This window comes from Providencia lanzhouensis (genome assembly GCF_050469745.1).
GTDB classification, from domain to species: domain Bacteria; phylum Pseudomonadota; class Gammaproteobacteria; order Enterobacterales; family Enterobacteriaceae; genus Providencia; species Providencia lanzhouensis.
Genome location: NZ_CP174123.1, coordinates 3,957,442 through 3,969,728, shown reverse-complemented (window position 1 = coordinate 3,969,728; position 12,287 = coordinate 3,957,442). Strand labels below are relative to the sequence as shown.

At 42.2% G+C, this 12,287-nt stretch carries 14 protein-coding genes, 1 tRNA gene and 1 rRNA gene; 10 read left to right on the top strand and 6 right to left on the bottom strand.

All coding sequences use genetic code 11. From position 1 onward, the window contains the following. Positions 1–9 precede the first annotated feature (9 nt). From rplQ to ACIH2S_RS18550, 3 genes are all read left to right on the top strand, one after another. Complete coding sequence (rplQ, locus tag ACIH2S_RS18560; RefSeq protein WP_036955900.1) at positions 10–396, top strand: 50S ribosomal protein L17; 387 nt, start codon at positions 10–12, stop codon at positions 394–396. A 135-nt stretch (positions 397–531) separates the two neighbouring features. Beyond that, positions 532–948 (top strand): Zn(2+)-responsive transcriptional regulator, encoded by a 417-nt coding sequence (gene zntR / locus ACIH2S_RS18555; protein ID WP_036955922.1) that lies wholly within the window; start codon positions 532–534, stop codon positions 946–948. A gap of 26 nt (positions 949–974) precedes the next feature. Continuing rightward, positions 975–1,175 (top strand): alternative ribosome-rescue factor A, encoded by a 201-nt coding sequence (locus ACIH2S_RS18550; protein WP_036955893.1) that lies wholly within the window; start codon positions 975–977, stop codon positions 1,173–1,175. Here the strand turns inward: ACIH2S_RS18550 and mscL are convergent, their stop codons facing one another. From mscL to def, 5 genes are all read right to left on the bottom strand, one after another. Further along, entirely contained in the window at positions 1,176–1,589 is a 414-nt protein-coding gene (gene mscL / locus ACIH2S_RS18545; RefSeq protein WP_036955890.1) for a large-conductance mechanosensitive channel protein MscL, read from the bottom strand. Between the two features lie 115 nt (positions 1,590–1,704). Further along, positions 1,705–3,081 carry a Trk system potassium transporter TrkA gene (gene trkA / locus ACIH2S_RS18540; RefSeq protein WP_036955884.1) on the bottom strand — a complete coding sequence of 459 codons (1,377 nt, stop codon included), beginning with the start codon at positions 3,079–3,081 and terminating at the stop codon, positions 1,705–1,707. A gap of 33 nt (positions 3,082–3,114) precedes the next feature. Next, on the bottom strand, positions 3,115–4,401 hold the full coding sequence (gene rsmB / locus ACIH2S_RS18535; protein WP_036955881.1) for a 16S rRNA (cytosine(967)-C(5))-methyltransferase RsmB: 1,287 nt from the start codon (positions 4,399–4,401) through the stop codon (positions 3,115–3,117). A gap of 74 nt (positions 4,402–4,475) precedes the next feature. Beyond that, positions 4,476–5,423, bottom strand: coding sequence for a methionyl-tRNA formyltransferase (gene fmt, locus ACIH2S_RS18530; protein WP_108479702.1), 948 nt, complete (start codon positions 5,421–5,423; stop codon positions 4,476–4,478). Between the two features lie 44 nt (positions 5,424–5,467). Then, the gene (gene def / locus ACIH2S_RS18525; RefSeq protein ID WP_036955874.1) at positions 5,468–5,989 is read right to left on the bottom strand and encodes a peptide deformylase; all 522 of its coding nucleotides are present in this window, start codon (positions 5,987–5,989) and stop codon (positions 5,468–5,470) included. 131 nt (positions 5,990–6,120) lie between these two features. Between def and dprA the strand changes: the two genes are divergently transcribed. Genes dprA through ACIH2S_RS18500 form a run of 5 tightly spaced genes read left to right on the top strand, consistent with a single transcriptional unit; the run spans position 6,121 to position 9,436 of the window. Further along, positions 6,121–7,200: a DNA-processing protein DprA gene (dprA, locus tag ACIH2S_RS18520; protein ID WP_108479703.1), complete on the top strand. Its 1,080-nt coding sequence runs from the start codon at positions 6,121–6,123 to the stop codon at positions 7,198–7,200. A 32-nt stretch (positions 7,201–7,232) separates the two neighbouring features. Next, the gene (locus ACIH2S_RS18515) at positions 7,233–7,775 is read left to right on the top strand and encodes a DNA topoisomerase family protein (RefSeq protein ID WP_036955862.1); all 543 of its coding nucleotides are present in this window, start codon (positions 7,233–7,235) and stop codon (positions 7,773–7,775) included. Positions 7,776–7,784: 9 nt separating this feature from the next. Next, positions 7,785–8,354, top strand: a complete 570-nt coding sequence (gene tsaC / locus ACIH2S_RS18510; RefSeq protein WP_036955858.1) for an L-threonylcarbamoyladenylate synthase type 1 TsaC — start codon at positions 7,785–7,787, stop codon at positions 8,352–8,354. A gap of 6 nt (positions 8,355–8,360) precedes the next feature. Then, positions 8,361–9,176: a shikimate dehydrogenase gene (gene aroE / locus ACIH2S_RS18505; protein WP_036955855.1), complete on the top strand. Its 816-nt coding sequence runs from the start codon at positions 8,361–8,363 to the stop codon at positions 9,174–9,176. Continuing rightward, positions 9,176–9,436, top strand: a complete 261-nt coding sequence (locus ACIH2S_RS18500; protein ID WP_036955850.1) for a DUF1488 domain-containing protein — start codon at positions 9,176–9,178, stop codon at positions 9,434–9,436. The genes aroE and ACIH2S_RS18500 overlap by 1 nt, the downstream gene beginning before the upstream one ends. Here the strand turns inward: ACIH2S_RS18500 and ACIH2S_RS18495 are convergent. After that, a complete protein-coding gene (locus ACIH2S_RS18495; protein WP_036955843.1) occupies positions 9,412–9,957 on the bottom strand; it encodes a gamma carbonic anhydrase family protein in 546 nt (181 codons plus the stop codon). The two genes, ACIH2S_RS18500 and ACIH2S_RS18495, sit on opposite strands and share 25 nt — an antisense overlap. Before the next feature lie 571 nt (positions 9,958–10,528). On the opposite strand from ACIH2S_RS18495, the gene ACIH2S_RS18490 reads away from it, so the two are divergent. Together ACIH2S_RS18490 and ACIH2S_RS18485 are read left to right on the top strand one after the other, a co-directional pair. Further along, positions 10,529–12,068 (top strand): 16S ribosomal RNA (locus ACIH2S_RS18490). Between the two features lie 85 nt (positions 12,069–12,153). Beyond that, a tRNA-Glu gene (locus ACIH2S_RS18485) sits at positions 12,154–12,229 on the top strand. The last annotated feature ends 58 nt before the right edge of the window (positions 12,230–12,287 follow it).

The following is a 12,287-nucleotide window of genomic DNA, read 5'->3' as shown; positions in this document are numbered from 1 at the left end:
GATAAGGTCATGCGCCATCGTAAGAGTGGTCGTCAATTGAACCGCAACAGCAGCCACCGCCAAGCTATGTTCCGTAACATGGCAGGTTCTTTAGTTCGTCATGAAATCATCAAGACGACTCTGCCTAAAGCGAAAGAACTGCGTCGCGTCGTTGAGCCGCTGATTACTCTTGCCAAGACCGACAGCGTAGCTAATCGTCGTCTGGCATTCGCACGTACTCGTGATAACGAGATCGTTGCAAAACTATTTAATGAACTGGGACCTCGTTTCGCAGCTCGCGCAGGTGGTTACACTCGTATTCTTAAGTGTGGCTTCCGCGCAGGTGACAACGCTCCGATGGCTTACATCGAGCTTGTTGACCGTGCTGTTGAGTCTCAAGAAGCAGCTGCAGAGTAATCTGTAATTGCTTTCAAGAAAACCGGGTGTATTGCCCGGTTTTTTTGTACCTGCTATTCTAACCCTCCAAATTAATTCTTTTCCATCCTTGAATTTTTATTTTCTATCCATACTTATAGGCATAAGCAAATGAGCATGTATAAGATAGGTCAAATAGCTAAGTTGGCAGATGTTACACCAGATACGATCCGTTTTTATGAAAAACAGGGGTTGATGGGGCACAAAACGAGAACGGAAGGTGGCTACCGGTTGTTTACGGAGCAAGATTTACAGCGCCTACGTTTTATCCGTTATGCTAAGCAGCTAGGATTTACACTTGAAGCGATTACTGAGTTATTATCAATTCGTGTTGACCCCGAACATCACACTTGTCAGGAATCAAAAAATATTGTTGATATTAGACTGATTGAAGTGGAAAAGAAGATCCAAGAGCTGATCATCATGAGAGACTCATTGAAAACCTTGAGTTCAGCATGCTGTGGTGATGAGCATGCATCAACATACTGCTCTATCATGGAGATTTTGGAAAAAGGCGCATCAAAAATTTATTAATTTAAAACTGATTATGAAGGTAGATTATGAATAAGTATCAGCATAAGCGTGGTGAGATTAAAGATAATGCCATTGAGGCACTGTTGCATGACCCTCTATTTCGTCAGAGAGTTGAGAAAAATAAGAAAGGCAAAGGAAGCTATACAAGAAAAGGAAAAACCAATAAGGCAGATAACTGGGAGGCCAGTGGTAATCGGTTAATAAACTTATTACCACTGACCTTTTAGTTATTTTTTATTCTGTTCTTTCAGTAAGTCACGAATTTCAGACAGTAAAACTTCTTCTGTAGATGGTGCAGCAGGCTCTGCTGGTGCAGCTTCTTCTTTTTCACGACGAACTTTGTTCATTACTTTGATCGCCATAAAAATAGCAAATGCGACAATAACAAAATCAAAAACAGTTTGGATAAACATCCCATAATTCATTACGACGGCAGGTACACTTCCTTCCGCTTCTCGAAGTACAAGGCTGAATTGTTTAAAATCTACACCGCCAATGATTAGTCCAAGTGGGGGCATGATCACATCGGCGACTAGCGAAGAAACAATTTTACCAAATGCGGCACCAATAATAATACCGACTGCCATATCCACAACGTTGCCCTTCATGGCAAATTCGCGGAACTCTTTTAAAAAACTCATGTACGACCCCTTCCCTTTATTTATTAACTAAATGACTAAACGTGTGGAACCACGTATCAAAATTATAGTATCTAGAATTATTAACCTGCAAACCTTTACTATTTATTTTAGATAATTATAAAAAGAACGGACTTGGTTGGAACAGCTTTTCCACATCCGGCACATATTTTTTATCGGTAATAAACATAATGACATGGTCACCTTGCTCAATAATATGGTAATCGCTAGCAATGATGACTTCTTCCTCTCTTACGATGGCTCCAATAATTGTGCCTGGAGGGAGTTTAATTTCTGATATTTTTTTACCAACCACTTTTGATGTGTTCTCATCACCGTGGGCAATCGCTTCAATGGCCTCTGCGACTCCTCGGCGTAACGATGAGACACTGACAATATCCGCTTTTCTGACGTGACCAAGTAAAGCTGAAATAGTAGCTTGCTGTGGAGATACTGCAATATCAATAACACCACCTTGAACTAATTCAACATAGGCAGACCGTTGAATTAATACCATGGCTTTTTTGGCCCCCATTTTTTTTGCAAGCATAGCGGACATGATATTTGCTTCATCATCATTGGTAAGTGCAATAAACACATCCATTTGTTCAATGTGTTCTTCAGTCAGTAACTCTTGATCTGAGGCATCACCATAAAAAACAATCGTATCATGGAGCAACTCAGCGAGTTCAGTTGCTCTTTCCTGATTACGTTCAATCAGTTTAACGCTATAGTCTTTTTCCAATCGCTTAGCTAAACCAGCACCTACGTTACCACCACCCACAATCATTAAACGCTTGTATGGTTTTTCTAATCGCTGAAGCTCACTCATTACTGCTCTTATATGTTGAGTGGAGGCAACGAAGAAAACTTCATCACCTGCTTCAATAATAGTTGAACCTTGAGGACGAATCGGTCTATCTTGACGGAATATGGCGACAACTCGAGTATCAATATGTGGCATGTGCTCACGTAAGCTAGATAATGCATTGCCTACCAGAGAGCCCCCATAGTAGGCTTTTACCGCCACAATACTCACTTTACCTTCAGCGAAATTAACGACCTGTAAAGCCCCCGGATATTGGATAAGTTTATAGATATATTCAATAACCAGCTGTTCTGGTGATATCAGATAATCAATAGGGATTTGCTCTGCCAAAAAAAGCTTGTCCGCTTCGCGGATATATTCGGTTGCACGAATACGCGCGATTTTATTCGGTGTATTAAATAGGCTATAAGCAATTTGGCAAGCAACCATATTGGTTTCATCCGAGTTAGTCACCGCAACTAACATATCCGCATCTTCAGCTCCAGCATCTCTAAGAACTCGGGGATGAGATCCATGCCCATTAACTACGCGCAGATCAAACTGATCTTGTAGCTGGCGCAAGCGATCGGCATTGGTATCAACAACGGTAATATCGTTATTTTCATCCACTAAGTTTTCAGCGAGTGTCCCACCGACTTGCCCTGCACCTAGAATAATGATCTTCATAGCATCTTCCTATCTCAGAGTCTTTGTTAAATATTACTGTACGTGCTTGAGTAAGCGGGCGTAAAAGAAACCATCGCCCCCAGTTGCGCTTGGTAATATTTGTAAGCCTAATTCTGTACCATCATTCATACTTGCATCAGTATGTTTAGAGAGGAAATGCTGAATCTGCTGGCTATTTTCTTCAGGCATGATGGAGCATGTGGCATACACTAATGTGCCGCCAGGTTTTAAGTATGGCCATACAGCCTCTAAGATTTGAGCCTGTAGCTGAGATAGCTCTTGAATATCTGAATCGCGCCTTAGCCATTTAATATCAGGGTGGCGCCTAATAACTCCCGTTGCAGAACACGGAGCATCCAGCAAAATACGATCAAATTGTTGATCTTTCGCCCACTCTTCAGGTTTCGTACCATCCCCTTGAATAACAATAGCTTGTTGCTTCAATCTTTGCAGATTTTCTTTCACTCGCTTGAGCCGTGATTCATCAATGTCTACAGCGAGAACATGGGCCTTAGGGGCTAGTTCTAAAATATGTGTTGTTTTTCCGCCCGGAGCGGCACATAAGTCGAGAATATTCTCGCCATTAACTGGAGAGAGTAATTCAGCACAGCCTTGCGCAGAAACATCTTGCACTGTAGACCAGCCATCTTCAAAACCAGGTAAACCGGTAACGGGAGCCGCTTCTTCTAAGCGAATTGCACTTGGATGGGATGGGTGCAAGTGTGCTGTAATTTCCGCTTGTTCGAGTAACTCTAAATATTGCGCGGCAGTATGATGTTGAGAATTAACTCTCAACCACATTGGCGGACGTTGATTATTGGCATCAACGATATTTTCCCAGTTATCAGGGTAGGCAGTTTGAATGCGTTTTAATAACCAACTAGGATGTAAATATTGGCTGTTGTTATTTGTATTGCGCTCTTCTAACTGAACTTGCTGACGCTGAAAAGATCGTAGTACTCCATTTATTAGACCTTTCAATTGTGGGCGCTTTAATGCAACAGCACCATCCACGGTTTCTGCTAAAGCTGCATGTGCAGGGATGCGTGTATAGAGCAATTGGTAGATCCCAACCATGATGAGGTAATGTAAAGTTCTTTGCTTACCTGTTAGCGGTTTTTCCATAAGCTGGCTAATAAACCATTCGAGCTTTGGTAGATAACGTAAAACACCGAAGCAAATTTCTTGCAGTAGTGCTTTATCTTTATCATTAATATTACGTTGAAGATCAGGTAAAACGGTACTTAACGATTGTCCGTTATCTAAAACCTGACTAATGGCGGTCGCAGCGATACTACGCAAATTATATTTGTTTTTCATAATTGAAAGAGAGTCTATTAGTTATTTAAGTAGCATTACCGGATTCTGCTCTTTCAGGTAATGCTACCAATATATTAGTCTAGCAATTGCTCAGGTATGAACCATTCGCGGCGGGAGTTAAGGATATCTTGCGCACTCATCGCTTTTTTACCAGGTGGCTGTAGCTGAGTAATATTTAATACCCCATTGCCAGTTGCAACACTGATACCTTTTTTATCGGCACTGATAATAGTACCTGGGCGCCGATTATGTGCTTGAGCGATGACTTCCGCTTGCCATACTTTGATTAATTGCTCTTGCACCATGAAATAACTCATTGGCCAAGGGTTAAAGGCACGAATACACCGTTCAATGTGTTCAGCAGGTAGTTGCCAATCAATTCGCGCTTCATCTTTAGATAATTTTTCAGCGTAATTGGCGAGTGAATCATCTTGTTTTTCTGGGGAACAATGGCCCGAAGAGAGTAAATCTACTGTATGAATGAGCGCTTTAGGCCCTGTCATCGCCAGCTTTTCATATAAAGTCGCACTCGTATCTTCAGCCGTAATCGGGCAAGTGGCTTTATATAACATATCTCCAGTATCAAGACCGGCATCCATCTGCATGATCGTGACACCAGTTTCATTGTCACCTGCCCAAATGGATCGTTGAATCGGAGCTGCGCCTCTCCAGCGTGGTAACAATGAACCATGAACATTCAAACAGCCTAAACGGGGAATATCCAAAACGGCTTGTGGCAGGATCAAACCATAAGCAACGACAATCATCAGATCAGCATTTTGATCTTTGATCCATTGTTGATTGTCTGGATCACGTAAAGTAACGGGCTGGAAAACAGGTATTCCATGTTCTTCCGCAAGGATTTTCACTGGGCTAGGTGTTAGCTTTTTGCCTCTGCCTGCAGGTTTATCGTGACGAGTTAATACACCAACAACGTTATGATTGGTTTCTAACAATGCAGCCAAATGTTTAGCTGCGAAATCAGGCGTACCTGCAAAAATAATTCTTAATGGTTCTGACACGATCCTTTCCCATTTATAGTAATAAAGACTAACTTATTATCAAATCAACGATTTTTAGCTTCTTTAGCTCTCAGTCTATCAAGTTTTTCTACTTTTTGGCGGATACGTTGGCGCTTCAACGGTGATAAGTAATCAACGAATAGTTTTCCAACTAAATGGTCCATTTCATGTTGAATACAGATAGCCAGTAGACCATCAGCTTCCAGTTCAAATGATGTACCGTTATAATCAAGAGCACGAACTTTCACTTTCTCCGCCCTTGGTACAAATCCTAGCTGTTCAGGGATTGATAGGCAGCCTTCTTCTATACCTGTTTCACCTTCTTTATTAAGAAGCTCAGGATTGATAAGTACAAGGCGCTCATTACGTGATTCAGAAACGTCAATAACAATGATGCGCTGGTGGATATCCACTTGCGTTGCTGCGAGCCCAATGCCTTCCTCGTCATACATCGTATCGAACATATCATCAATAATACGCTGGATAGATGCATCAACTTTTTCAACTGGTTTTGCAACGGTGCGAAGGCGCTCGTCTGGATAATGTAACACGTTTAAGACTGACATAAATTTTTCGAGTAGTTTCCAAAATTTGAAAGGTAATTACCGTCTATTCTAGACATTTATCAGTCATATTGACAGTATTGGTTATGATTTGTTCGTTTCCAAATGTGCTAACTTACTGTCAGGAAGACAAAATGAATGAACAGGAAATATGGCTAAGGCTTTCGCAAGTTAGCCGGGTTGGGATAAAAACAGCACCAAAGATAGTATCTCAATTAAAACAAGTGGATAAAGTAAGCCATACAGTATTAAAAGCCTGTGGGCTGAATGAAATGCAACGATTGCAATTCCTAAATGTCCCTTTAAAGCGCATTGATTCAACTTTGAAATGGTTGGAAGTCAAAGAAAATCAATTAATTACATTTTTGGATGCGCAATATCCTTTTTTATTAAAGCAGATATATAACCCTCCTTTATTACTGTTTGTGTCGGGACGAAGTGAATTATTATCTGAAAAGCAAATTGCCATCATAGGAAGCCGGCAAGTTACTGCATATGGTAAGAAATGGACGGAAGCTTTTGTTCGAAAATTTATAAATTACAAATTGACGATCACCAGTGGTTTGGCTCTCGGTATTGATGGTATCAGTCATAGAACTGCAATAGAAAACCAAGGAAAGACAGTCGCAGTATTAGGAAGTGGACTTTCCCATATTTATCCAAAACAACACTTTGATCTAGCAGAACGAATTAGGTCTGAAGGGGTATTAGTTTCAGAGTATTTTCCTGATACTCCTCCATTAGCAAAACAGTTTCCTCGAAGGAACCGTATCATTAGTGGGTTAAGCAAAGTGGTATTGGTTATCGAAGCGGGTATGAAAAGTGGATCATTGATTACAGCCCGATATGCAATTGAACAAAATCGAGATCTATTTACACTACCGGCACCATTAGGTAACTCAGCATTTAGTGGTAATCATTGGTTGATACAGCAAGGGGCATACCTGCTGGTAGAACCCGAGGACATATTATTACATCTAGAATGCTCACCAAATTGGATACAACCAAAATTGGAGATTGAAACCTCTGTGCAGCCAGAGTTAAATCTGACAGAAAGTCGGATTTTAGGTATGGTAGGGTACCAACCGATCCCTGCAGATATCATCGCGACTGAATTACAGTTACCTATCACGCAAGTAATTTCAGCCTTAACTGAACTGGAGATAGGTGGTGCAGTTATATCTGTGGCTGGTGGATATCTCAGAGTAAACTAGTCGTTGAAGAAAAGAGTGGATTAAACAAAAACATGTCGAAGCAATTGCCTTTTGATACAGATAAAAATGAATACTGTCCTGAATGTAACTCTTTGCTGGTTATTCGAAACGGAGCTCATGGGCCTTTTTTAGCGTGCTCTGGTTACCCTCAATGTCATTATATTAAGCCATTAAGAGCTGTTGCTGAGACTCACATTGTCAAAGTATTGGAAGGTCAAAGCTGTCCTAAATGCGGATATGATTTGGTGTTAAAACAAGGGCGTTTTGGGATGTTTATTGGCTGTAGCCACTATCCTGAATGCGAACATACAGAGCTCATCGATAAACCGGATGAAACCAAGGTTCCTTGTCCTCAATGCCAAACAGGTAATTTACTACAAAGAAAATCCCGTTTTGGTAAAACTTTTTATGCTTGCGATAACTATCCTAACTGTCAGTTTATCCTGAATAATAAGCCTGTAGTGGGAAAATGTCAGTCTTGTGAATACCCATTACTTATGGAAAAAAAGGTTGGACAGGGAGTAAGATTGTTCTGTGCCAGCAAACGCTGCGGTCAGTTACAAGAAGAACTATGAGTTAAAACTATGCAAAATCAATCTACACCTGCAATTAAAAATATTATTGAAGCATTGAAACAACAACAAGTTATCGCTTATCCAACAGAAGCCGTTTTTGGCTTAGGATGTGATCCTGATAGTGAAGTTGCGGTAAATAAATTACTTGAATTGAAGCTGCGCCCTTGGGAAAAAGGGTTAATTTTGATTGCTGATAATTATGAACAGCTCAAAAATTATGTCGATGACAGCCAGCTAAACGAACAGCAGCGCCAAGCAATGTTTGCTACATGGCCGGGACCTGTCACCTGGGTGATCCCTGCAAAGAAAACGACACCAAAATGGTTGACGGGGCAATTTGACACTTTAGCTGTTCGTGTGACAAACCATGAATTAGTGAAAGCGCTTTGCAGGGAATATGGCAAGCCAATCGTATCAACGAGTGCAAATTTGAGTGGATTGGAACCATGTCGAACTACAGAAGAAGTAATCGTGCAGTTTAAAGACACAATCCCTGTTCTTGATGGTGTTGTTGGTGGAAGATTAAATCCATCAGAAATTCGTGATGCTATGACTGGGCAATTATATCGTAAAGGATAATGATTAATGGGAATGTTTGCAGTTTTTGGTAACCCGATTCAACACAGTAAATCACCTTCAATACATCAAATGTTTGCTAAGCAGACAGGCATTGATCTTGAATACCAGAAAATACTTGCTCCCGTAGAAGATTTCGAAGTCTATTTATCAGATTTTTTCGAAAAAGGCGGGCAGGGTGCAAACATTACATTGCCGTTTAAAGAAAGGGCTTTTCAATTCGTATCAGAGTTGACAGAAAGAGCTCAAATCTGTGGTGCCGTCAATACGATTAGAAAACTCGATAATCATCGCTTGTTGGGTGACAATACTGATGGTGTGGGATTGTTGCTTGATCTACAGCGTCTTGGGTTTGTGTCGCCTTCAAGCAAAATATTGGTTATTGGAGCTGGTGGCGCAACTCGTGGTGCTCTATTACCTCTACTTGAGTACGGCTGCGATATTACATTGACTAACCGAACCTTTATAAAAGCAGAATCTTTATCTCACCATTTTTCGGCTCTTGGGAAAATACAGAGTAGACCAATGGCACAGCTCATTTCAGCAGAATTTGATCTAATCATAAATGGTACTTCTTCTGGGGTGACTGGCGAGATCCCTAAAATCAGCCCTGAATTATTTTCTCAACAAACCGCATGCTATGACATGTTTTATCAACGAGGTTTAACACCTTTTTTGTTATTTGCTAAGCAACACCAAGTGAATAAGCTAGCTGATGGCTTAGGTATGCTGGTTGGGCAAGCTGCATTTGCCTTTAAACTTTGGCATGGGGTGGTACCAGAGATTGAGCCAGTATTAAAAGAGTTAAAAAAGGAACTTGAATAATGAATCAGGCGATTCAATTTCCAGATAGGGAAGTATGGGACTCGGCTATTAATAAGGTACGGTTCCCTGTTTTAGTCAATGGACTACTGTCAGAGTGCGTTATTTCACAAACCTTACTTATTAAACGATATGGTCAGAATGAAACACCATTGGCGCTTTTTCAACATTATCGTTGGGATATAGAAGAAGAGTTCGAGACCTTGATTGAACAAGGACTCGATAATGAGAATGGCTTCTATGAATTGCTGGACGATAAATAGTTATTTTTCCACTCAACATAATTATTAGCCGAATAACGTAAATGGCCAAGTTCAGCTTCGGTGAGCTTTCGTATCGCCTTGGCTGGGCTTCCCATATATAAGTAACCAGACTCCAATCTTTTTCCCTGAGTGACGAGGCTGTTAGCGCCGATCACAACATCATCTTCAATAATAGCTCCATCAATCACAATAGATCCCATGCCGACAAGAACACGATTACCTATCGTGCATCCGTGCAGCATGACTTTATGTCCAACAGTGACATCTTCTCCAATAATTAATGGATTTCCATCAGGATTGCTGGCGGATTTATGGGTGACATGTAGCACTGAGCCATCCTGAATATTTGTCCGTGCACCTATAGAGATATAATTTACATCACCACGTAGTACGGATAGTGGCCAGATGCTTACATCTTCGGCTAAGCGAACATCTCCAATGACGACAGAAGATGGGTCAATAAAAACATTTGCAGCGACAGAAGGGAAGGTTTCTAAATAATGTCTTAAAGATGTATTCATATTCGTAGCCATAAAACGTAGATGGATATAAAGGTAACTATAAGGAAGCTCTTAATTAAGAATCAAATAATTAAGAGAGGACAATATGAATAGAATTATACGGCAAAATAGCTGTTTTTATAATCATAGTGATAGTAAAAAAAGCATAATGATGAAATTATCTGCAAACGGTATTTTTTTTTAAAAAAAAGGTTGTGTAATTTTTCGAGCTCCCTATAATGCGCATCCGTTGTCACGACAAACCGGCTCGAAGAAAACCTCGAAGCCCCGTGATAACAGAGGTGAAGAAAGAAAATAGTTGAAAATAATCGCTTGACTTTCTAAATAAAAAACGTAGTATACGACACCTCGCGACAACGACCTAAAGTCGATAATCAAAAGATTAAGTCGCACCGCTCTTTAACAATTTATCAGACAATCTGTGTGGGCACTCACAGGGCACTATCAAAAAAATATTTGATTTTAAGTCTTGAAGAGTGACTAACACGTTAATTCATATATATGAACTAATAGGTAATTTGGTTTCTTCGGAAATCAAACGACAGTAACATTCTTTGAGCATCAAGCTTTTTAATTGAAGAGTTTGATCATGGCTCAGATTGAACGCTGGCGGCAGGCCTAACACATGCAAGTCGAGCGGTAACAGGGGAAGCTTGCTTCTCGCTGACGAGCGGCGGACGGGTGAGTAATGTATGGGGATCTGCCCGATAGAGGGGGATAACTACTGGAAACGGTAGCTAATACCGCATAATCTCTCAGGAGCAAAGCAGGGGAACTTCGGTCCTTGCGCTATCGGATGAACCCATATGGGATTAGCTAGTTGGTGAGGTAATGGCTCACCAAGGCGACGATCCCTAGCTGGTCTGAGAGGATGATCAGCCACACTGGGACTGAGACACGGCCCAGACTCCTACGGGAGGCAGCAGTGGGGAATATTGCACAATGGGCGCAAGCCTGATGCAGCCATGCCGCGTGTATGAAGAAGGCCTTAGGGTTGTAAAGTACTTTCAGTTGGGAGGAAGGCGTTGATGCTAATATCATCAGCGATTGACGTTACCAACAGAAGAAGCACCGGCTAACTCCGTGCCAGCAGCCGCGGTAATACGGAGGGTGCAAGCGTTAATCGGAATTACTGGGCGTAAAGCGCACGCAGGCGGTTGATTAAGTTAGATGTGAAATCCCCGGGCTTAACCTGGGAATGGCATCTAAGACTGGTCAGCTAGAGTCTTGTAGAGGGGGGTAGAATTCCATGTGTAGCGGTGAAATGCGTAGAGATGTGGAGGAATACCGGTGGCGAAGGCGGCCCCCTGGACAAAGACTGACGCTCAGGTGCGAAAGCGTGGGGAGCAAACAGGATTAGATACCCTGGTAGTCCACGCTGTAAACGATGTCGATTTGGAGGTTGTTCCCTAGAGGAGTGGCTTCCGGAGCTAACGCGTTAAATCGACCGCCTGGGGAGTACGGCCGCAAGGTTAAAACTCAAATGAATTGACGGGGGCCCGCACAAGCGGTGGAGCATGTGGTTTAATTCGATGCAACGCGAAGAACCTTACCTACTCTTGACATCCAGAGAATTTAGCAGAGATGCTTTAGTGCCTTCGGGAACTCTGAGACAGGTGCTGCATGGCTGTCGTCAGCTCGTGTTGTGAAATGTTGGGTTAAGTCCCGCAACGAGCGCAACCCTTATCCTTTGTTGCCAGCGATTCGGTCGGGAACTCAAAGGAGACTGCCGGTGATAAACCGGAGGAAGGTGGGGATGACGTCAAGTCATCATGGCCCTTACGAGTAGGGCTACACACGTGCTACAATGGCGTATACAAAGAGAAGCGACCTCGCGAGAGCAAGCGGAACTCATAAAGTACGTCGTAGTCCGGATTGGAGTCTGCAACTCGACTCCATGAAGTCGGAATCGCTAGTAATCGTAGATCAGAATGCTACGGTGAATACGTTCCCGGGCCTTGTACACACCGCCCGTCACACCATGGGAGTGGGTTGCAAAAGAAGTAGGTAGCTTAACCTTCGGGAGGGCGCTTACCACTTTGTGATTCATGACTGGGGTGAAGTCGTAACAAGGTAACCGTAGGGGAACCTGCGGTTGGATCACCTCCTTACCATTGAAGTGTTTTTGTGAAGTGCTCACACAGATTGTCTGATAGAAAGTAGAGCAAAAAGCGCGTCTGCGAAGCTGACTGTAGTGTCCCCTTCGTCTAGAGGCCTAGGACACCGCCCTTTCACGGCGGTAACAGGGGTTCGAATCCCCTAGGGGACGCCAATTGCGCGGAGAATGAGTGAAAGACGTTCCCCACAAATAATGATTAAGCCAATTACGT

Bases quoted from the DNA above. Each gene is read 5' to 3' on its own strand.
- rplQ (WP_036955900.1), top strand. From the start codon at position 10: ATGCGCCATCGTAAGAGTGGTCGTCAATTGAACCGCAACAGCAGCCAC.
- zntR (WP_036955922.1), top strand. From the start codon at position 532: ATGTATAAGATAGGTCAAATAGCTAAGTTGGCAGATGTTACACCAGAT.
- ACIH2S_RS18550 (WP_036955893.1), top strand. From the start codon at position 975: ATGAATAAGTATCAGCATAAGCGTGGTGAGATTAAAGATAATGCCATT.
- mscL (WP_036955890.1), bottom strand. From the start codon at position 1,589: ATGAGTTTTTTAAAAGAGTTCCGCGAATTTGCCATGAAGGGCAACGTT.
- trkA (WP_036955884.1), bottom strand. From the start codon at position 3,081: ATGAAGATCATTATTCTAGGTGCAGGGCAAGTCGGTGGGACACTCGCT.
- rsmB (WP_036955881.1), bottom strand. From the start codon at position 4,401: ATGAAAAACAAATATAATTTGCGTAGTATCGCTGCGACCGCCATTAGT.
- def (WP_036955874.1), bottom strand. From the start codon at position 5,989: ATGTCAGTCTTAAACGTGTTACATTATCCAGACGAGCGCCTTCGCACC.
- dprA (WP_108479703.1), top strand. From the start codon at position 6,121: ATGAATGAACAGGAAATATGGCTAAGGCTTTCGCAAGTTAGCCGGGTT.
- ACIH2S_RS18515 (WP_036955862.1), top strand. From the start codon at position 7,233: ATGTCGAAGCAATTGCCTTTTGATACAGATAAAAATGAATACTGTCCT.
- tsaC (WP_036955858.1), top strand. From the start codon at position 7,785: ATGCAAAATCAATCTACACCTGCAATTAAAAATATTATTGAAGCATTG.
- aroE (WP_036955855.1), top strand. From the start codon at position 8,361: ATGGGAATGTTTGCAGTTTTTGGTAACCCGATTCAACACAGTAAATCA.
- ACIH2S_RS18500 (WP_036955850.1), top strand. From the start codon at position 9,176: ATGAATCAGGCGATTCAATTTCCAGATAGGGAAGTATGGGACTCGGCT.
- ACIH2S_RS18495 (WP_036955843.1), bottom strand. From the start codon at position 9,957: ATGAATACATCTTTAAGACATTATTTAGAAACCTTCCCTTCTGTCGCT.